Genomic DNA, 21,319 nt, shown 5'->3' with positions numbered 1-21,319 from the left:
CAATCAGAATTTTTGATTTTTCAATTTCAACTGGAACAGCAACCAGTTCACCATCAGATGCAAACCACCGCAGATAATGACGATCTTGACGGCATCTATCCATTGCACGGGCATCAGCAACATCGCCAGCAATAAACAGCCAAGGACAGAATCAATCTGGTCAATGACGATGAATAGCCTGCCCTTCCAGCCATGGCTATTCTGACCGGGTGCGATGTCGAGGCGACGCTTGATATAACTGTTAGGCAGTTCTGCCAGCACATAGGCCAGGCCCAGCAGGGCACCTGTCAGTGCGGCCTTGAACAGGCAGTCAAGGCTGATAGTCGCTGCCAGATTGAGGAGCAAGAAAATCATTGCGGACCAGCAGGCAGTGCCTATCACCATGCCCCAAAAACCCTTCCAGGTTTTGTTGGCACCAAACAGGCGGCGGCCATCGCTGGCAAGGCGACCTGCATCCATGGGATGTTTCCAGCTATCAAGCCACTTTGATTTGACAAACACCATATTGCTGACACCACCCAGCAGCACAGGTGCAATCACCTGCGTCCACAATGCTGCCTCATTCATGGATGACCTCGACCAGACCACGTCCGCCATCTATGCGCACCAGTTGCCCATCCACCAGCAAGCCTGTCAGGTTTTTGACGGCCAGCACAGCGGGGATGCCATATTCGCGTGAAATCACCGCGGCGTGCGACAGCAAACCGCCTGTCTCAGTCGCCACTGCTGCCAGCAAGGGAAATTTTGCAGTCCAGCCCGGATCGGTAAATCGGGTGATGAGAATATCGCCCTTTTCCAGCCTTTCTGCATCCTGGATATTGGCGATCACCTTGACCCGGCCTTCGACTACGCCCTGGCTGCAAGGTATGCCCTTGAAACTGGTAGCTGCTGCGCTGGCATCGGACAATTCTGCCGTTTGCAAGAAACCCGCACCTATCTCGTCTGGTGGTGTGAAATGGCGGAAGGACTGGTAATAGTCGCGATTCTTGCGCCAGCGCTGGCTGGCACTGGTCGCATCCAGGCTGCCATCCAGTACGGCAACAACTTCATCTTTGCTGAGATGGAAAATATCTTCGACCTGTTCGAGTATGCCTGCGCCTTGCAAGTGCTTACCAACGCGTAGCGTCAGTTGTCTGACCCAATAGTAATAAGCTGTCGACAGGTCACGCAATTCTTCACGCCACCACAGGTAAAAGCGTAATTCTTCTATCTTCTTCAACATGCCAGCACGTTTATGGAAAGGCAGGCTGGCTGCGAATTGCCGCATTTTTTCTGCATGCTTTTCTGCCTGTTCATGGACACCATCATGTGGATTACTGCCGCCACCCAGCGCCAGGCATTGCTTGAGATTTTCAAATATGAATTGCGGGTTTTCGCCAAAGCGTTCTACGGTAATATCAAGTTCGCGGGTAGAACGATACTTGTGACGTTCCACTACGGCGGCCACCTTGTCCATGCCCATGAAGGGTGAACCGTTTCTCCAGTCGGCGATCAGTTGCGCCATGGGTGTATCAGACCAATAGGCGGCGGCAATCTCATTCTTGCGCAAGTCTTGTGCGCAATCCCATAAATCTATATTCAGATGCAGATGGGACAAACCTGCCAGGCCGGAAATGAAATCCAGTACAGTGTAGCTGGATTTCAATTTCTTGAAATCGTCACGGAACAGTGTCATCACATTATTGGTGCTGAAGATGTGATGGAAGTAGGTGTACTCGCTGCGATAGTATTCTTCGTTGACAAAGCGGGTATAGAAAGCAGGCAAGTCTTTATCCTGCAAGTTTGCCAGCACCTCAGGCAAGGCTTCCAGCCTGGCCATTTGCTCTTGCTTGAAGCCAGTCAGGCGAGACTTGCTGCGCCAGATGATCCATTTCAGCCGTATCAGCACATTCACACCACGTGCCAGTATCTTTGCTGTCATGGGTGTGACATGACCATTGCCTTCATAGTTGACCTTGACACCCACGCTTTCATCGAATTCACGTTCGACAAAGCCAGGCAGGGTTTTCACACCGGCCTTGATGGCACTCAGGTTCCAGTAAGGACGGGCAAAGAACATGCGGCCCCAGGCATCGACCTTGAACTCGGGATGTATGCGTATGCTGCTGGTGTAATTAGGGCAAATCGCTTCCCAGATATAGTCGTAGAGCGACCACATATACGTCGAGCATACAGAGGAAGAGACACCACCATCCTTGAAGTCGGCATTACTCCATTCCATATTGACGCCGGCATAATGGATGGCGGTAATCGGCCTGGCCTGCACGAAGTAAAACTGCCCACCCTGCATGGTCCATTCTATGTCCACCGGAAAGCCATAGGATTTTTGTATTCGCAGGCATTCTTGCGCCAGCATCAATACCTGTGCTTCATCCAGCACATGGCGCGAGCCTTGCTGCTCATCCAGCATCTCGGTTACATTACTGCCATCTGCCTGCGCCAGGATGCGCAAGGCCTTGTGATTTATGTCTCTGCCAGTTATTTCTTCGCAATACCAGTCATAACGATATTGATCAGGCGTCATCTGCCCGGCCACCAGGGCTTCACCCAGGCCGAAGCAGGCTTCAATCACCATCTCTGTATCATGCCCGCTTTGCGGATTGACTGAGAATGCCACGCCGCTGGCGTCGGCTATCACCATGCGCTGGAGTATGACTGCCATGCTCCCCTGTTCAAGCGCAATGCGGTTATGCGCGCAATAGCGCACCACACTGTCACCGAACAGCGAAGCCCAGCACTGCCTGATGGCATCCTGCAAGGCCAGTTCACCGCGCACATTCAATACTGTTTCATAGATACCGGCAAACGAAGCACCTGCCAGATCTTCTTGCGTGCAACTGCTGCGCACAGCCCAGGCCGCATTTTTCTGAGTCTCACTCAAATGGCGCAAGGCAAGGCTGATATCAGGCGGCATGCTACCAGCCAGCAGGCTTTGCCGGAAAGCGGCGACGGCATCATCGACACCGACTGCATCCGGCGTGCGCAGTTGCTGCAACACTGACTCCTGCATGGCCGAGAGCTGGTTATGCACGATGAAGTCGCGGAAAGCCTGGGTGCTCAGCACCAGGCCATCTGGCACCTGCACACCTATTTTCAATAAGGCCAGCTGCGAAGCAGCCTTGCTGCCAACAATGGCCAGCGCATCGTCCTGCTCCTGCAGTTCAGTAAAGGTATAGAGGTTTTTCATTCGTGACATCATTAACATTAATAACTCGCTTCCAGGCGCGGACGCGCCAAAGTCAATCCATGTAATTTGGCGAGCCGGGATATTTCCTGCACCTGGTCCTTGGTAATCTTGCCGTAGCTATAGTGGGATTTCAGATTGGCAAAGCCCATGATGATGGTTTCTGCATTGCAGGCAAAAGCCAGGCCCGGCTCCAGTGGTATGCCTGGTATGGTGTAGGCAGAATCCAGTGGCAGCCTGACCATGCCACCCTGTATCACCACGACATTGCTGCATTGCTCACGCACCGAGGCGTCGACATCCAGCGGTACTGCAATATCGCAAATAACCACGGGGCCCTCTGCTATGTGTTGCGGATAAATCAGGGCGGCAGGCGTGGTGCTGGCACTCAGTATCAGGTTGGCTTCTGTCAGGTCATCCAGATTTTCACTGATACGGATGGGTGGATTGAGCGTTTCCTCCTGCAATGCCTGATACAGATAGGCACCAATATCGACAGGGCGGGCAGCAGCAGGCAGGGCCAGCAGTTTATCGACACAGGCATAGGTAGCCAGGGCGCGCGGCACACCACTTAATGCCGCCCTCGTTTCCCGTTTCGCCAGCAAATCTTCAAACGCTTCATCGTAAATATTTTTTGCAAGCTGTTGCATGCGCCTGATCGATGCAGTAGTACCTATCAGCAGCAGGCGTGGCACGTGGCTGGCCATGAGTTCAGAATAAATACTGGCGATATTGCCAGCCGCCCCTACGGCAGCAAAGCAGCTTTTTTCCAACTCTATGCCTTGCTCGGCAGCTGTGTCCAGCAGGGCCTGTATGCCCATGGCCACGGTCAGCGAATTGCCACTGGTCAGGGCAACATCCTGGCGCAACTGCACGCGCTTGCAGTTGCCAGTCACGACAGAACTGTAGCCACCAAAACCTATGGCTTCGCAACCACGTTCAACGGCATAGTCAACTGCCCTTTGCACGCAATCCCTTATTTCATGCTGTTTGCCTGCCTTGACTTGCTCGACGATCATTTCAGAATCAAAATAAAGCGTGATGAATTCCAGCAGTACGCGCTCACCCGTGATGGATTCTATGACTTCCGATTTATGTACCAGCGGCCCCACCATGGGACTGAGTTTGCGCAGCCAGGCAGATGCCTCGGCATCGCTGAAATTGGCCAGCGAAGGGTCCCAGTGACGCAAATTGGAAATGATGGACAAGTGGCCGAGAAAAGCGACTTTCTTTTGCACATTTATTTCTTCATCTGCGTCTGCATCTGCTGTGCTTGTGGCATGTGGGAACATGGCGCGGTAATCATCCATCTCATCCAGAGCAGGCACATGCCGGTTACCGATGATGTAATTACTCATCTCATAGGCATTTTGCCGGCGCAGGATTTCACAGACATGGGTCAGTGCCGCCATCAGTTTCTGGCATTCTTCATCCGTGATCAGCGCCGCAGGTTCCAGCCTGATGGTGGCCGGGCTGGATAAGGTAGGTGCCACCCGTATGCCATGCTTGTTCAACAGGTAACCAGCAATCACATAGCCGAGCCGCCCTTCCATGAAGATATCGCGCAAGGTCGTGCTGCCTTGCTCACGTGGCATGAACTCCAGGCCCAGCAAAAGACCTGCACCACGCACTTCACGTATGACTTCAGGGTAAGTTTGCTGCAAGCCATTCAGCGCCTCTGTCAGCTTGCGTCCCTTGCTGGCACATTGTTCAAGCAGGCCTTCTTGCTCAATCACATCCAGTACCTGGCAAGCCAGGCTGGAAGAATAATCATCTTCAGCAAAAGTGGAGCTGTGCAAGAGGCCAAATTCTGGTTCATACCACTCCTCGTCCACCAGTATCGCGCTGATTTTTGCCAGCGCGCCGCCCAGGCTTTTTCCTAACAGACAGATATCCCCGCGTATGCTCAGTTGCTCTGCATACAGCAGGCTGCCTGTGCGCCCCATGCCGGTTTGTATTTCATCAATCACCAGCGGGAAATCGTGGGCATCTGCACATGCGCGCAAACCCTGCAGATACCCGATATCAAGAGGATGGACACCGCCCTCACCTTGTATGGGTTCCACAAAAAAAGCAGATACATTGCTAAATTCCTGCCTTTGCAGAACAAGCTCACCATCGCTTTCCAGCACTGTATACAAATGCACCCTGCTGCTGACGATCACATCCTGCACCGCATCAAGCTTGCCTGGTTCAAGAAAATGCACGGGTGCGCCAAGGCGTTCGAATGGTTGCCGGTAGCTGCTGTTGTTCGTCAGTTGCAAAGCCCCGGTAGTCTTGCCATGGAATGCCCTTTCCAGGCCCAGCAAGACTGGCCTTGCCGATGCAGCCTTGTGATTGAATTCCGTCAGCAAGGCAAACTGTTCAGACAGTGGCAAAGTGCTGGCAGCTTCACCCAGCAGATCATGCAAAATGTTCAGATCAGCAGCCCGCATGCTCAAACCTTCGCTTGATGCTCTGGCGGCTTCATACAAATCGCCATCTATACGTTTTTGCAGACGGTCTATGCGGGCGCGCTTGCCAAATTCAGCCAGCTTCAGCGCCAGCTCTACTGCTTCAGCACCAGAATTGGCCTGCAAGACCATATGCGGCCTGCCAGTGGTAGCTTGCATGTGCTCTGCCAGTCGCCGCCCCAGTTCGCCCGCATGCCGGCGCATGCCGAGTTGGCCGTGATGCACCATGCCGCCCTGTAGCATGGCGACTGCATGTGTCACCAGTTGTGGATGATTGTGTCCCAATAGCGTGGAGCCATAGCCACCCAGAAAGTCGATAACTTCTTTTTCACTGCCATCGTCATCGTGATACCAGAGGCGACTGCCTTCGCCCTTGAAATAATGCTTGTCCAGACCTGCGATATTCAACATTTCACTTAGTCTGGGCTGGCAGTACTGCGCATAATCAGAGGAAGAAGCTGTATTCAACTGCGGATTCATCTTATTTCTGTTTCCTGAATAAAAACATTGCCCGGTGATACAAAAGCCTGGCCTGAGTACAAAATCAAAGTGTGAAAATACCTGAACCCAGGCCATGAAATGGCAGGCACATACTCACAATAACGATCCAGACAACGAGGGGAGGACGGACCAAGATGGCCCGAAGATTTGTTTTATATTAATATCAATTAAGCATGCCCCACAAAGATTACGATAGAATCATCCATCTATTTTTCTGGTACATAAAATGCTAAATATCAGACGCCTGGCGTTGTTATACGGGCAAAGAACAGGTATCAACCCATGCAAGGGGCATGCATGAATCAGGCTGACAAATCCCTGCATCAGGACATAGACCGCATTTATCAGCAGGAATCGCGGCGGGTATTTGCAACCCTGGTACATTTGCTGGGCGATTTTGATCTGGCAGAAGAAGCCCTGCATGAAGCCTTCAAGGCAGCGCTGGAACAATGGCCAGAGAAGGGCATGCCCGAATATCCCTACACCTGGCTGGTGTCGGCAGGACGTTATAAGGCGATAGACAGCATACGCAGGCAAAAACGCTTTGATCCATTGGATCAGCACATGGAAACCGTGGAAGCGCTGGTGGATGAAAGCGCACAGCCGGGTGAGCCTGCAGCCACATCATTGATTATGGAAGACGACAGGCTGCGCCTGATCTTCACCTGCTGCCATCCAGCCCTGGCTGCCGATGCCCAGGTCGCGCTGACGCTGCGCGAAGTCTGTGGCCTGACAACGGAAGAAATCGCTCATGCCTTTCTGACGCCGCCCCCCACCCTGGCACAGCGCATCGTGCGCGCCAAGGCAAAAATCCGTGATGCAAAAATCCCTTATCAAGTTCCTGAAAAAGAAGAATTGCCAGCCCGCCTGCATAGTGTGCTGAGAGTAATTTATCTGGTTTTTAATGAAGGCTATTCCAGCTCAGCCGGTGCATCTGCGTTGCGCCTGGACCTGGCAGCAGAAGCCATACGGCTGACACGCCTGTTGCAAGACTTATTGCCCGAGCCAGAAGTCAGCGGCCTGCTGGCCCTGATGCTATTGCATGAGTCACGCCGCCCTGCCCGCACTGACGCCCAAGGTGAATTAATCGCACTTGACCAGCAAGACCGGCAGTTATGGAATCAGGCACTGATACAGGAAGGCTCAGCCTTGGTGGAGCAGGCTTTGCGTGCCGGTCGCTTTGGGGCATACACGCTGCAAGCGGCAATTTCTGCAGTCCACGCAGAGGCGACCGCATACACTGATACCGACTGGCCGCAGATTGTCGGCTTATATGATGCACTATTACGTGTCGAAGCCAGCAGCATCATAGAATTGAACCGGGCCATCGCTATCGCCATGTGTGCCGGTGGCCTGCAGAATGGCTTGCAACTGGTGGAAGCCCTGCTGGAAAAAGAAGAAATGCAAAACTATCACCTCGCTCATGCAGCGAGAGCCGACCTGTGTCGCCGCAATGGTGACATGGCACAGGCAAGGCGGTCGTATGAGCAGGCGCTGAAGCAATGCAGGCAAGAACCTGAGAAACGCTTTATAGAACGCCGCCTGGCTTCTTTAACATATTGAAATGCATGACAAATTTTTTATAAAAAACAAAATAAATCTGTCACACTCAGGCAGCAAAAAAATCACCCCATCTAGTTTATCTTCAGGAGATATATGCCAGAACTGCACCGCGTACTACCCGCTTTACTGATGAGCTTGCTTCCTGCATTTTGCATGGCTGAAGCTAAAGTCGAAACAATTTCAACCAGCCCTGCCTGCAAGACAGCAACACAGGCAATCAATGAAGAAGGCTATGTTGACATAGGTGGCATACAGCAATGGGTCACCATCAAGGGCAGGCATTGCAGCAATCCTGTCATCCTGATCCTGCATGGCGGACCTGGCAATACCATGAGCCCTTATGCCAGTTCTATTTACGGCGCATGGGAAAAAGATTACACCGTAGTGCAATGGGACCAGCGCGGTGCAGGCAAAACCTTTGGCAAGAACAAGCCCGACGAAGACACACCATTGACTGTTGCTCAGATGGCAGATGATGGCGTCGCACTGGCCGACTTTCTTACTCGCCATCTGGGCAAGAAAAAAATCATTTTGACAGGCAGTTCATGGGGTTCGATACTGGGTGTGCAGATGAGTGTATCCAGACCTGAATTATTTCATGCCTATGTCGGTACCTCGCAAGTCGTCAGCTACAAGGCGAACCAGGCAAGCAGCTACACCAGGGTACTAAGTCTGGCGCAAGCTGCCAATGACCAGGAAACCATCACAAAAGTGAGTGCCCTGGGCCCGCCACCGTGGAGCAACCCGCGCAATTTCGGCATCTTGCGCAAGGCTATCCGCAAATATGAAACACAACGCACAGACCCTGCTCCCAAAGCATGGTGGGTATCTGACCCAGCCTATTCCACACCAGAGGCGCTGGCGGATTACGAAGGGGGTGAAGATTACTCTTTCCTGAAATTTGTCGGCTACAAGGGTGACGGCATGTTCAGTAAAGTAGAATTTGCTGAACATGCCACCAGATTTGCCATCCCGGTGTTTTTTGTCCAGGGTGCAGAAGACTTGCTCACCATGCCTGAGATTACCCGCCAGTATGTGGATAGCATTACTGCACCGCACAAGGAATATATTCTGGTGCCACGTGCCGGGCATGATCCAAATTTACCGTTTATTGAGGCACAATTAAAACTTCTCAATGAGCGCGTGCGTCCACTGAGCAAGTAATAATTCAGCAGCATAAAATAATGCCCCATGGAAATTTCACGTATTTCAAAAAAAAATTTAAAAATATTTTTGTATTAGTGTCGATTTACCGCGCAGCCATTCGACTATCAAATGTGGAGACGCTTTCACACGATAATCCAACCTAATTGATAAAGGAAATGACCATGCCACATCCTATCGCCTATCTGTCCTTCAATGGTAACTGCAAGGAAGCCATGTACTATTATGAGCAAGTCCTGGGCGGCAAAATCACAGTCATGATGAGTGGTGCAGATTCTCCCATGGCAGCCATGATCCCGGCAGAATCTGCCCACCGCATCCTGCATGCACGCCTGGAACTGCCAGATGGTGGCTTGCTCTATGCAGGTGATTGCCCACAGCAAATGCCGTATGACGGTATCAAAGGTGTTTCTTTTACGCTGAATTACGATACGACAGAAGAAGCCACCAAGATCTTTAACGCGCTGGCAGAAGGCGGCCAGATCACCATGCCAGTGCAGCCTGCATTCTGGGCCAAGTCCTGGGGCATGCTGGTCGATAAATATGGCACGCCATGGATCATCAATGGCGAGCAACTGCCACTGTAATCAGATCAACATTAATCCATCCTTGCTGGAGCCACTATGAAATACCTATGTCTGGTGTATCTCGACAATGAGCACTGGAGTGCCTGCCCTGACGAAAAGTGTGCTGTGTATGCTCAGGGCTTGCTGGACAGTGGTCACATGCTGGCAGCAGAACCCCTGCATCCGGTACACACAGCCACAACGGTCAGGGTAAGGAATGGGCAATTGTCGGTTACCGATGGTCCATTTGCTGAAACCAAGGAAATGCTGGCTGGCTTTTATCTTATCGATGCCAGGGATTTGAATGAAGCCATACAACTGGCTTCAAAAATCCCGCCAGCCCAGCATGGCAGCATAGAAGTACGCCCGGTGCGCGCCCTGGACTTGCCAACTGCTGCAGCTACCTAGCAAATTAAAGGAGAACGACATGCACAAGCAAATTTTTGTCAACCTGCCTGTTAAAGACCTGGCCCGTGCCAAGGAATTCTGGAGCAGCCTGGGTTATAGCTTCGACTCAAAATTTAGCGGTGAAAAATCCGCCTGCATCATCATGGGTGAAAGCATCCTGGTCATGTTGCTGGTAGAAGACCTCTTTGCCAGTTTCGCCCACAAACCCGTCTGCGATGCGCATGAACGTGTAGAAGTTTTGCATGCACTCTCTTGTGACAACCGCGAGCATGTTGATACCCTCATTGCCAAAGCCAGGGCAGCCGGTGCCACCATCCCTGACGAAGCGGAAGACCATGGCTTCATGTATGCGCAAGGCTTCTATGATCTTGATGGCCATGGCTGGAATTGCTGCGCCTGGGTCCCTGAAGCTGAAAGTAAATAAGACGGCACAACTCAATGAGTCTGCGCACATCAGCACAACAAATTAAAGGAAGACAAAATGCATAAGCAAATTTTTGTAAATCTGTCGGTCAAGGACCTGCCTCGCTCCAAGGAATTCTGGAGCAGCCTGGGTTATAGGTTTGAAGCCAAATTCACCAATGACCAGGGTGCCTGCATGGTGATGGGAGACAACCTGTTCGTCATGTTACTGGTAGAAGAGTTCTTTGCCGGCTTCACCAACAAACCTATCAGCGATGCGCGTGAACGCACTGAAGTATTGAACTGCCTGTCTTGCGACAGCCGCGAACATGTAGACAGCCTTGTCGCCAAAGCAAAAGCAGCGGGTGCCACCGTACCAAAAGAACCAATAGATCATGGTTTCATGTATGGGCACGGCTTCCACGATATCGATGGTCATGTATGGGAATTGGTGCACATGGTAGCTGAAGGTGAGTGCCAGTAAATCTGTATGAGCTGAACCCGATTTACCAGATGAATTACCAAACCGCCTGTTTCTTCAGGCGGTTTTTTTATGCGTGTTCATTTTCACTTCCACGCAATTCGTCACGGCAAACTATGGCTTGGTCACACTGTCTGCCACCTCTCTTTTCTGGCGCGGCATACTTGAATATCTCTATGCAAACCCCTTCATGTCGTGGGAAATATAAAATGAAAATTCTTGGCCGGACAAACTTCACCTCTTTTTTATATCGTCTGATCAACTGTATCACGCTGAGCCTGCTGACGGCCGCTTCTGCATATGCGGCCATGCCAGATGCAGGCTATGATATTCAACAAGGTATCGTCTACCAGCGTATTGGTGATGAAGTGCTGACCGGTGATTTATACCGCCCCAGGGGAGACGGAAAGCATCCCGTATTGATCGCAGTGCATGGTGGCGACTGGCGGTTTGCCGATGCCAGTCTGTATAAACACTGGGGCCCCTATCTGGCAAAAAGTGGCTATGCCGTATTTGCGGTCAATTATCGCCTTGTGAAAGACAAGACCAATCTCTACCCGACAGCAGTGCATGATGTGCGCACTGCTGTGCAATTTTTGCGGCAGCAGGCAGCGACTTACCAGCTCGATCCTGAGCGCATGGGCCTGATGGGTGATTCTGCCGGAGCGCAGCTAGCCTCTATCGTCGCGCTGGCTGGTGATCAACCGCCGTTCTCGGATGGCATGAATCCCACCACAAAGGTCAAGGTATGCGTAGGTATTTATGGCAGTTACGATTTGACAGCAAAATGGGAACATTCGAATCGCTACTACCCTGACAATAATATTGCTCAGGGATTCCTGGGTAGCAGTCTGATTGATAACCGTAAAATCTATGTTGAGGCATCACCGCTGTCGTATGTGACGCGGGATAATAATCAAACACAGTTTTTGTTGAGCTGGGGGGCGAAGGATAAATTTGTTGATCCGAAAGAGCAGTCGATGGCTTTCATGCATGCATTGAAGCAGGCGGGCTTTTCTGTGAGTTCTGTTGTACTGAAAAATGCGGGGCATTATTGGGCTTCTGAGCCTATCAAAATCCCTGGGAGTGATTCTGGATATTTGGCACCGCGATTATTAGAATTTTTGAAGGAGAAGCTGTAGGCGGCATTTTTGCTACGTGTATGCTGTAAAGCGACCATTATTTGGATTGTTTGTGCAATATTGCATTGGCCGAGTTACAGCAATCTCAAAGTCGTCATTCCAGCGTGCTTTTAGCTGGAATCCAGTGGCGTTCGTGTAAGCTATTTCAAGAATTAGTTCAGATTCATCGTGATTGCGTATTGGAGTTTTTAAGTGCGATCACAAGTCATTGACGATTGCAGGTCGGGGGTAGCCCGACAGCTACATTCTTTTCTTGTCTCGCCAAGAAAAGAATGCAAAAGAAGGCGACCCAGGCGTCGCTGCCCCCTGATGGGGGTTCCCTTTGCTGCAAGACAAAAAATGGGAAGGCTCGAAAACTCGCTGCGCTCAAACATCGATCCTTCTTTTTCCATTTTCTGCCTTGCAGCAAAGGCATCGACACATGGGAACTGCAAAAGTCAAAAACAACGTCAACATCAACGTCAACACCACCTGCTTTCATATTCCTTAGGCTGGTGGCGAATCAAGGTTCCGGAGTCTCATAAAAAAACCCGCCAATCAATCCGGCGGGTCTTTTTACTTCAACAACTCATCTCACTTAAACTTCGCAGCCACTTCCGCAATACGCTTACCAAACAATTTCGCCGTTTCCAGATCACCTGGCAGTGGGCCTTCTTCTGGTGAAGAGTCAGATGGGGATTGCGTCATCAGGCCACTAAAGCTGCCGACGTAGTTGATGTCATTGCGTGTCGCTGCTTTGCTGTTGGCTGGCATCAGGCCTGTGCCTACCCAGATCATGGAGTGTTGCTGGGACAGGGTGAACAGGTAATGCAGGGTGGACAGTTTGTCGCCGTTCATCGTGGCAGAATTGGTGAAGCCTGCGGCAATCTTGTCTTTCCAGACCTGGCTATACCATGGCTTGGAAGAAGCATCGGCGAATTTTTTGAATTGCCAGGATACTGTGCCCATATAGGTTGGTGAACCAAAGACGATAGCATCAGCGGCGGCAAGGGTTTCCCACTGCGCGTCTGTGATATTGCCTTCGGCGTCAATCTTGATGAGTTCAGCATCGGCTCCTGCAGCGGCGGCACCTGCGTGGACTGCTTCTGCGGCCTTGGTGGTGTGGCCATAACCTGAATGATAGATAATCGCGACTTTAGACATGTGTTACTCCAGTGTGGATGTTGAGTTTTTACGCAAAAAGACAAATCACTGACGTATTTTCTCGCCAGCGATTTGCCTGTCTTTTCAGCTTAATGTGGCAGATCGAATACCAGTACTTCTGCCTGTTTGCCCTGCTCCAGCACGAGTTTTTCTTCGGCTGACATCATCACGGCATCGCCCTCTTTCAAGGCCATGCCATTTACCTGCAATTCACCACGCGCTACGTGGACATAGGTCAGGCGATCCTTTGCCAGTGCTACTTCCTGCTTTTGTTCTGCATCAAACAAGCCAATTTGCAGACGTGCGTTCTGGCGGATCTTGATGGAGCCATCAGCGCCATCGCCAGAAACGACCAGACGCAAACGACCCTGTTTTTCTTCACGGCTGAATTCTTTTTCACCGTAAAGAGGTTCGCCACCCAATTGGTCTGGCTGTATCCAGATTTGCAGCAAACGTGTGTGCTCGTTATTGGCCGGGTTGAATTCCGAATGGCGCACACCAGTACCTGCACTCATATACTGCACATTGCCTGGACGTATCGTACTGCCATTACCCATGCTGTCTTTGTGCGCAATCGCACCTTCAAGCACATAAGTAATGATCTCCATGTTCTGGTGAGGATGCGTACCAAAGCCCATGGCAGGAGCAATCCAGTCGTCATTAATCACGCGCAAGGGGCCAAAACCCATATGCTGAGGATCGTAATATTCTGCAAAAGAAAAACTATGATGCGATTTCAGCCAGCCGTGCTCGGCGTGGCCGCGTTCTTGTGATGGTCTGAGCGTAATCATATAAGTCCCTTTCAAATTTCCTGAAGAATGTGTTCAGGCGATGTACACACTATATACATGCAAATTCTTCGACATAAGGGTAGAATTTCATACAACTCATTCAAATTATTTGAACAAGCATGAATCTGACTCTGGAAGCCCTGCAAATCCTCGATGCCATAGACCGCAAGGGCAGCTTTGCGGCAGCTGCAGCGGCCCTGGATAAAGTACCCTCAGCCATCACCTACAGCATACGCAAGCTGGAAGAAGATCTGGATGTGCTGCTATATGACAGGCGTGGCCACAGGGCCAAGCTGACCATTGCTGGGGAGGAATTATTACTGCAAGGCAGGCATTTGCTGAATGCCGCACAGGAGCTGGAAAACCGCGTCAAACGCGCCGCCAGCGGCTGGGAGGCAGAGTTGCGCATTGTCATCGATGGCATCATACAATTCGAGGATATCATCCCCTTGATCAAGGAATTTGAACAACAGGCGTGCGGCACACGTATCCGTATCAGCCAGGAGATATTGTCTGGTGTCTGGGAAACCATGGTATCTGGCCGTGCTGACCTGGCGATAGGCGCTGCCTACTACGGGCCGGATGCCATACGCATGCAGGGTGAATTCCAGACCCGTTTGCTGGGCAGTGTGGAATGGGTGTTTGCCGTGGCACCACAGCACGCGCTGGCAGAGGCTGCAGAGCCGCTGACACCGGCGATTTTACAGGCCCACAGGGCGATAGCTATCGGTGATACTGGCCTGACCCTGCCATCGATGACAGCAGGCTTGCTGAGCGGCCAGGACACCCTGACCGTGCCCACCATGCAGGCCAAGCTGGCGGCACAACTGGCAGGCCTGGGTTGTGGGCATTTGCCACGCCGCCTGGCATTACCCCACCTGCGCAGCGGTGCGCTGATAGAAAAGAAGACCAGCGCGCACCGTCCGCCAGAAGATAACCGTCTGGTCTGGCGTAATGCCAACAAGGGCAAGGCGCTGCTGTGGTTTTTACAGAAGTTGCAAGACCCTGTCGTGCAACGTATGTTGATAGGTAACTGAAGAACATCCACGCCAACAAAACAGATGAAGCAAAAATACATAGGACGTTTCGCCCCCTCACCAACCGGCCCCTTGCACATGGGTTCACTAGTCGCTGCCATGGCTAGCTATCTGGATGCCAAAGCCCATGAGGGGCTATGGCTGCTGCGCATGGAAGACCTGGACTTTGACCGCAATGTTAAAGGTGCTGACCAGCACATTATCCAATCTCTGCAACGCAGCGGCATGCTCTGGGATGGTGACATCAACTGGCAAAGCAAGCGTCAGCACCTTTATGAGGCCGCCTTGCAAAAACTGGGCGACAATCTCTACCCCTGCGCCTGTTCACGCAAGGAAATCGCTGATTCGCGCCTGCGCCTGGGTGAAACAGCCAGCCAGATTTATCCGGGCACTTGCCGTCACGGTCTGGCAGAAGGCAAGGCAGCGCGCGCCTGGCGCTTGCGCGTGCCAGATCAAATCTATCGCTTTGAAGACAGACTGGCTGGCATGCAGCAGCAAAACCTGGCGACCGAAGTTGGGGACTTTGTATTGAAGCGCGCTGATGGTTTTTGGGCTTATCAGTTGGCAGTGGTAGTCGATGATGCTGCACAAGGCATCACCCATGTGGTGCGCGGTGCTGACCTGATAGATTCAACTGCGCGGCAAATCTACCTGCAAGAATTGCTGGGCTTGCCCACGCCAGCTTATTTACATGTACCTGTCGTCACCAATGCAGATGGTGAAAAATTGTCCAAGCAAACCGGGGCACTGGCATTTGATCAGGGCGATAATGATATATTGCACGATGCCCTGATGCCAGCAGCAAGCTTTTTAGGTTTGCAACTGAGTACAGGTATTGGCAGCAAAGAAGAATTCTGGGGCATGGCAACCCTGGCCTGGAAAAACAAACTGGATAACACGAAAAAGTAAACGCCTGCCTATGTCACATAACCTCATCAAAGCTGCCAGCGAAGGCAAATTCGATAAGCTAGTCACTCGCCTGGAACAAGGCGACGAAATAGAGAGCATCCACAAAGGCACGGGCAGATCAGCATTGGCAGAAGCCGCATTGAATGGTCACGCAGATATCGTGCACCACTTGTTGACCCTTACAGCAAAATTCGACGAACCTGACAAAGCCATGAGTTACACACCGTTTTTGTGGGCATGCGCACAGGGACATTTACCTGTCGCACGCCTGCTGGCTGAACATGGTGCAAATGTGGGATTTTCCAGCAAACCACATGGCTGGACGGCGTTGATGGTGGCCGCAGCAAATGGCCATGCAGAAGTTGTGCAATTTCTCCTGGGTCTGGGAGTTGAGCCAGGAACACTCAGCAGCGATGGCCGCAATGCTTACAGCATGGCTGTGAAAAACAGGCGTCAGCATATTGCCGACATCCTGGCACAAGCTGGCGCGACTACACCTGAACCACCGGCAGCGCCAGTTTATTTGCCCTGGCCTGCCAGCATTGGTGATGCAGGCGTTGACAGCAGCAATGCAGCATCAGTCCTGCAGCACTTCATACTGGCCATGCACCAGTGGGAAAAAGATGCTGCCAGCAAGCATGTCAAAATAATCGAGGGTAGCAAAGTACATGACTGGCCAGCCATGCAGGCTGAGATGGCTGCCATTTTTGAACGTTACTGCACGCCCAAAGAACGCCCCTATGGCAGAAATGGCGGCAGTTTCAGCACACCACCGGCCTATCAGCCTGCAGAAAGCCTGCTCAGCATGACAGATATCAGCAAACAAAAGAAAGAACTGCAAACCCGATATCTGGATCGCGAATTCAGCTATATCGCGATCTTGAAAAAAGGCGAATGGCGTCTCGATAGCAAGCGACAACGTCTCGTGGGTAGTGACTGGATACGGGATAATTTATAAGCACCCGATTCACAGAAGTAAGGGCATCATAAAACAAAGGCTGCATTGCAGCCTTTGTTGTTTATGCTTTCAATTTATTACCTTATTTCTTACCTTAATTCCTTAAGGATCAGTGCTCAGGATGTTCCCTGCCGCGCCCATGTCCATGGCGGTCATGTTCATCATAGCGCCTGTCATCACGCCTGTAGTCATTACGACGATCATCGCGTCTGTATTCATCACGACGGTAAGCATCGTGTCTGTAATTATGGTCACGATAATAACCATCACGATAACGCGGTACTACCTGGGTGTTGTACCAGTTTTCCTGAACAAAATATACTTGGCGGCCACAGGCATTGTAGCGATAGCAATGCTTTTCCCATTTATTTCTGTGGCCTGGTGGCACCACCAGATATACAGGAGGTTCAACTACTCTCACCCTTTCCACTATGCGTGGCTCACGATAAATAACCTGAGGTTGCGGAAAATTACCAACGTCAACACGGCCATAAAATCCAGGCTGTCCGAATTGCACAGAGACACCCACATCCTGTGCCTGCGTCTGTGCCGTCATGAAGAGTGCTGCACATGCAGAGGTCGCCAGCAATACTCTTTTACATGTCATGTTAATCATTGTGTACTCCATTTCCATTACGTAAACCAAAGAAGCAATACAGTGCTTACATCACTACAACGTTTGAGAAGCATATCTGTTGACTTCAAGAGTGAATTTACTTCTGCATGCACATCAAGTCTGTGCGTTAGCCAACACAAAACAAGCATGAAAAAATGTAAGCATCACATGCAGCAACTTATTTAGCCGGGAAATCCGCTGCCCATTGCTGTGCTCTTTGATCAAGAATGGCGCGACGTTCTGCCGGCACTTTAGTCGTCAACTGTGCCAGCGTGGTCCTGTGTGATGCACAGGCATACTGCGCATCACGTTTGCCAAACTTGCGCTTGAGCACGCATTCCAGTTGATTGGCACCAGCCACATCCTCATAGGCAGTTTCTAATGCTTCTGGCAAGACAGATTGATAACGCAATACCAGTTGTGCCGACATGCCGCGATATGCCGGGTCACTTACGCCTGCCAGGTGGGTGTATTTGACCGCATCCTTCAGTGCAGCGTATGCATCAGGATTTTTCTTGATATTGGGGATGCCTGGATTTGAAGTGGTTTCACTAGTACCGTCACCACTGCTCATGGTCATGGTCCAGCCTGATTTTTCTGTGATTTTTTCTTCGATACAGGCCAGGCGATTATTTGCCTCCGCTGCGACATAGGCTTGCGCTTCTGCATTACCTTCTGCTGCCAGTTTGCGGTTCTTATTCAGCCATGCCCGAAAATCAGCACGCAAAGGTTTGGCTGTAATCAAGTCGCAGTCATCAAGACTGATTTTTGCAGCCTGTGAACTTGCACTAGTCAGTGCCATACAAATCAGGAAACCGAGTTGTGGAATTTTAGGAAGAATTTTCATCAATATTTTTTATTTAATTTACTAACTCAATTAGAAATCTGAACCAAAGTTCAAGGGCGCTCATGCTGCCAGAGAGAAAATTGGATGGGAAACAATTTTACAAATTAACACTCTTGCTTTATTCAAAAGCCATCAAAACAACTTTCAATCACTTCTGTTATTAAAGCGAAATCGAAGCTTGTTTTAGCTACATGATTTCAACAATCCTTGACATTTTTTTGCTTCCTTTTGGCAAGGAATATTCATACCCTGAAACTGCAATTTTTAATTTCCAAACTTGAGGGCAAACTCGTTGAAAAGCGAGGACGCAAAGCTACCGGCCTACAGCGCAGATGCGCCATGGCAGCGGGGTTACCGGTGATGTCATGCCAGGGCGTTTGATCGCTCAGGCTCTTTATTGACTACCGAATCACCGCCCTCTGCTTACATCGGAGTGCATCGTGATGACCACAAAAAAAATAGGCAGTAAATTGCTCAAACCAATTGGCTGGATGAGCATCTTCTTCACCATCAACCTGCTCAGTGCGTGTGGCGGTGATAGTCCCCAAGCCACAAATGCAAATATCGCTTTGCCACCAGCAGAAGTAGCCACTGGTGTCAGCACACTGCAAACCACATTACCAGTCTTGCCAGACGATATCGCTACGCAGGAAACGCAACCTACGTTTCATCTGGCACCGGTGCTGCTTGATGCCCCGGCAGACCTGGATGCAAAAGATGCCAGCCGTTCTGCCCATATGCCGGTTGCCATGCAAGCCCTGCCACGTGACCTGCAGACTGTGCGTGGTCGTGGCCTGACTGTATCTGCCATACGTTCACTGCCACGTCAGCAACTTGCACCAGCACCTGCAAATGACAACGTCTTGCCGATGGCGGGTACCACACAAGTATCAACTTATACACCAGCGCAGATCAGAGCAGCCTATGGTTTGCCAGCACTGCCAGCCAGCATGAGCAACCTGACTGCTACACAAGCTGCGCAGTTTGGTGCGGGACAAACTATTTATGTCGTCAACGCAAAACATGATCCCAACATCCTTGCAGAACTGAATGCCTTTAATCAGAAATTTGGTCTGCCTGCCTGTACCGTGAAAAGCATACCAGTGACGACCAGCCTGCCACTGGCAGCAGCGTCTTCCAGTGCCTGCGAATTTTCAGTGGTATTCAGCACCAGCACTGGCGGCATGAGCAGCACAGCGCCCGCCTATGATTCTGGCTGGGCAACGGAAATTGCGCTGGATGTGCAATGGGCACATGCAACTGCACCTCTGGCACGCATCATCCTGATAGAAGCAGCAGACTCTTCCATGAGCAATATGGTAGGTGGTATCCGTCTGGCAAATGCCATGGGGCCTGGAATAGTGTCCATGAGTTTTGGTGCCAGTGAAGGCAGCTGGACTGCAGGTGTGGAAAGCACATTCAGCACTGCAAAAATGACTTACCTTGCGGCATCTGGTGATAATGGCCCCGCGGTTGAATGGCCTGCTGTTTCACCCAATGTGCTGGCAGTTGGCGGTACCAGCCTGACGTATTCAGGTTCAACCAGGACAGAAGTTGCCTGGTCCAATACCGGCGGCGGTGTCAGCGCCTACACTGCAACGCCCAGCTACCAGACCAATACCATCCCTGGCCTGGGCACGCCTGCGCGCAGGGCGGTGGCAGATGTATCCATGAATGCAGATCCCAATACTGGTCAGTACGTCGCCATCATGACGCCTGGCAGCAGCACGGTGAACTGGGTCAGTGCAGGCGGCACCAGCCTGGCTACGCCACAATGGGCTGGCGTCATCGCCATCGCCAATGCGACTTTGGCACAGGCTGGCAAGCCTGTCATGGGCGCACCACATGCTGTGCTGTACAACAAAATCGCCACAGTGCCAGGTACTTATGCCAGTGCTTTTGCCGATATCGCCAAGGGCAGCAACGGCACTTGCAGCAGTTGCACAGCAAAAACCGGGCATGACTTGTTGACAGGTCTTGGCACTCCCAATGTCAGCAGCCTGGTCAGCGCCCTGAATGGCACGGTACTTGTCGCGGCACCTGTGGTCAACTCTGCCAGCATCAGCGGCGAAGTTGGTACCGCCCTGAGCTTTACTGTATCGGCAACAGCCAGCAATCCTCTGACTTACACCCTGGGTGGCAACCCTGCTGGTATGAGCATCTCCAGCGCGGGCATAGTTACCTGGGTGACGCCTGTGGCAGGTTCTTATGCCGTGACTGTCACCGCACTGGATGCAAAAACCGGCCTGAGTGGCAAGGCCGTATATACCATCAACATCACCACACCTCTGCCACCCGTTGTGACGGCGGCCAGCATCAATGGCAAAGTGGCGACACCGCTGTCATTCAATGTAACAGCCAGTTCGGCTAATCCTCTGAGCTATAGCCTCAGCAGTGCACCTGCAGGCATGACAATCAACAGCACAGGCCTGGTGAACTGGTCATCCCCAGTCCTTGGCACGTATGCAGTCACAGTCAATGCGACAGACAGCAAAACCGGGCTGAGCGGCAAAGCCGTCTACACTGTCGTCATTGCACCGCAAGCGCCACCTGTAGTTACTGCTGCCAGCATCAACGGTGTAGCGGGTGTGGCATTTTCCTACAATGTCGTCGTCAGTGCCAGCAATGCAGTCAGCTATAGCCTGAGCAGCGCACCTGCAGGCATGAGTATTAATGCTGCCGGTACGATAAGCTGGACCAGCCCGCTCGCTGGCAAATACCTCATCACCGTGATTGCCAAAGACAGCAAGACCGGCTTGAGTGGCCAGGCCGTGATCAGCCTGACTGTTGCAGCTTCCGGTATCAGCATCAATGCGCCAACATCGATGACAGGTGTGGCAGGTAAGGCGCTGACGGGCACGATCAGCATTACAGCACCTGGTGCAAGCTCGATTTCAGTGTCCATCACCGGAGCACCGCTGGGCCTGAGCTTTGCGATGAGTGGCTTGGATATCACAACCAGCTGGGCCAGCCCTGTTACTGGCAGCTATACCTTGAAAATCACGGCAACAGATAATGCTGGCAGAACTGCTACGGCGAGTGTGCCTATCAGTATTACGGCGAAGTAAGCAAAATAAGCGAAATAAAAGAAATAAAAGAAATAAGCAAAAAAACGGGATCAATCAATTGAATTGATCCCGTTCTTCTTTCAGCT

At 51.5% G+C, this 21,319-nt stretch carries 18 protein-coding genes and 1 riboswitch; of the genes, 11 read left to right on the top strand and 7 right to left on the bottom strand.

All coding sequences use genetic code 11. The annotated features are described in order from the left end of the window. Positions 1-3 precede the first annotated feature (3 nt). Genes DFR42_RS21315 through DFR42_RS21305 form a run of 3 tightly spaced genes read right to left on the bottom strand, consistent with a single transcriptional unit; the run spans position 4 to position 6,117 of the window. Positions 4-567, bottom strand: a complete 564-nt coding sequence (locus tag DFR42_RS21315; protein WP_110257056.1) for a CDP-archaeol synthase — start codon at positions 565-567, stop codon at positions 4-6. Continuing rightward, the gene (locus DFR42_RS21310; RefSeq protein ID WP_170133618.1) at positions 560-3,187 is read right to left on the bottom strand and encodes a PEP/pyruvate-binding domain-containing protein; all 2,628 of its coding nucleotides are present in this window, start codon (positions 3,185-3,187) and stop codon (positions 560-562) included. Before DFR42_RS21310 ends, DFR42_RS21315 begins: the two co-directional genes overlap by 8 nt. 17 nt (positions 3,188-3,204) lie before the next feature. Further along, positions 3,205-6,117, bottom strand: coding sequence for an aminotransferase class III-fold pyridoxal phosphate-dependent enzyme (locus DFR42_RS21305; RefSeq protein WP_170133617.1), 2,913 nt, complete (start codon positions 6,115-6,117; stop codon positions 3,205-3,207). A 318-nt stretch (positions 6,118-6,435) separates the two neighbouring features. Between DFR42_RS21305 and DFR42_RS21300 the strand changes: the two genes are divergently transcribed. From DFR42_RS21300 to DFR42_RS21270, 7 genes are all read left to right on the top strand, one after another. Continuing rightward, positions 6,436-7,701, top strand: coding sequence for an RNA polymerase sigma factor (locus DFR42_RS21300; RefSeq protein WP_110257053.1), 1,266 nt, complete (start codon positions 6,436-6,438; stop codon positions 7,699-7,701). Positions 7,702-7,794: 93 nt separating this feature from the next. Further along, positions 7,795-8,865 (top strand): alpha/beta fold hydrolase, encoded by a 1,071-nt coding sequence (locus DFR42_RS21295; protein WP_211324380.1) that lies wholly within the window; start codon positions 7,795-7,797, stop codon positions 8,863-8,865. A gap of 164 nt (positions 8,866-9,029) precedes the next feature. Then, positions 9,030-9,452: a VOC family protein gene (locus tag DFR42_RS21290; protein WP_110257052.1), complete on the top strand. Its 423-nt coding sequence runs from the start codon at positions 9,030-9,032 to the stop codon at positions 9,450-9,452. A 36-nt stretch (positions 9,453-9,488) separates the two neighbouring features. Beyond that, a complete protein-coding gene (locus tag DFR42_RS21285) occupies positions 9,489-9,839 on the top strand; it encodes a YciI family protein (protein ID WP_110257051.1) in 351 nt (116 codons plus the stop codon). Between the two features lie 19 nt (positions 9,840-9,858). Further along, on the top strand, positions 9,859-10,263 hold the full coding sequence (locus DFR42_RS21280; protein ID WP_110257050.1) for a VOC family protein: 405 nt from the start codon (positions 9,859-9,861) through the stop codon (positions 10,261-10,263). A gap of 57 nt (positions 10,264-10,320) precedes the next feature. Next, entirely contained in the window at positions 10,321-10,725 is a 405-nt protein-coding gene (locus tag DFR42_RS21275; RefSeq protein ID WP_110257049.1) for a VOC family protein, read from the top strand. A 206-nt stretch (positions 10,726-10,931) separates the two neighbouring features. Continuing rightward, positions 10,932-11,864, top strand: a complete 933-nt coding sequence (locus DFR42_RS21270; protein ID WP_170133616.1) for an alpha/beta hydrolase — start codon at positions 10,932-10,934, stop codon at positions 11,862-11,864. A 573-nt stretch (positions 11,865-12,437) separates the two neighbouring features. On the opposite strand, the gene DFR42_RS21260 is transcribed toward DFR42_RS21270, so the two are convergent. Both DFR42_RS21260 and DFR42_RS21255 read right to left on the bottom strand, forming a co-directional pair. Beyond that, complete coding sequence (locus tag DFR42_RS21260) at positions 12,438-13,007, bottom strand: flavodoxin family protein (protein WP_110257046.1); 570 nt, start codon at positions 13,005-13,007, stop codon at positions 12,438-12,440. Positions 13,008-13,096: 89 nt separating this feature from the next. Further along, entirely contained in the window at positions 13,097-13,798 is a 702-nt protein-coding gene (locus DFR42_RS21255) for a pirin family protein (RefSeq protein ID WP_110257045.1), read from the bottom strand. A 119-nt stretch (positions 13,799-13,917) separates the two neighbouring features. On the opposite strand from DFR42_RS21255, the gene DFR42_RS21250 reads away from it, so the two are divergent. Genes DFR42_RS21250 through DFR42_RS21240 form a run of 3 tightly spaced genes read left to right on the top strand, consistent with a single transcriptional unit; the run spans position 13,918 to position 16,702 of the window. Next, positions 13,918-14,835, top strand: coding sequence for a LysR family transcriptional regulator (locus DFR42_RS21250; RefSeq protein WP_110257044.1), 918 nt, complete (start codon positions 13,918-13,920; stop codon positions 14,833-14,835). 24 nt (positions 14,836-14,859) lie between these two features. Continuing rightward, on the top strand, positions 14,860-15,744 hold the full coding sequence (gluQRS, locus tag DFR42_RS21245; protein ID WP_110257043.1) for a tRNA glutamyl-Q(34) synthetase GluQRS: 885 nt from the start codon (positions 14,860-14,862) through the stop codon (positions 15,742-15,744). Positions 15,745-15,754: 10 nt separating this feature from the next. Next, positions 15,755-16,702, top strand: a complete 948-nt coding sequence (locus DFR42_RS21240; protein ID WP_110257042.1) for an ankyrin repeat domain-containing protein — start codon at positions 15,755-15,757, stop codon at positions 16,700-16,702. Between the two features lie 109 nt (positions 16,703-16,811). Here the strand turns inward: DFR42_RS21240 and DFR42_RS21235 are convergent, their stop codons facing one another. Together DFR42_RS21235 and DFR42_RS21230 are read right to left on the bottom strand one after the other, a co-directional pair. Further along, positions 16,812-17,318, bottom strand: a complete 507-nt coding sequence (locus DFR42_RS21235) for a hypothetical protein (RefSeq protein WP_245937040.1) — start codon at positions 17,316-17,318, stop codon at positions 16,812-16,814. Positions 17,319-17,496: 178 nt separating this feature from the next. Then, entirely contained in the window at positions 17,497-18,165 is a 669-nt protein-coding gene (locus tag DFR42_RS21230) for a hypothetical protein (protein WP_146218938.1), read from the bottom strand. A gap of 272 nt (positions 18,166-18,437) precedes the next feature. Beyond that, a riboswitch (cyclic di-GMP riboswitch) is annotated at positions 18,438-18,524 on the top strand. 84 nt (positions 18,525-18,608) lie between these two features. Between DFR42_RS21230 and DFR42_RS21225 the strand changes: the two genes are divergently transcribed. Beyond that, positions 18,609-21,233 carry a S53 family peptidase gene (locus DFR42_RS21225; protein ID WP_245937043.1) on the top strand — a complete coding sequence of 875 codons (2,625 nt, stop codon included), beginning with the start codon at positions 18,609-18,611 and terminating at the stop codon, positions 21,231-21,233. Positions 21,234-21,319 lie beyond the last annotated feature (86 nt).

Source organism: Undibacterium pigrum (assembly GCF_003201815.1).
Classification (GTDB): domain Bacteria; phylum Pseudomonadota; class Gammaproteobacteria; order Burkholderiales; family Burkholderiaceae_D; genus Undibacterium; species Undibacterium pigrum.
Note: the sequence above shows the minus strand (reverse complement) of the source record. Positions and strands in the feature narration are given on the sequence as shown.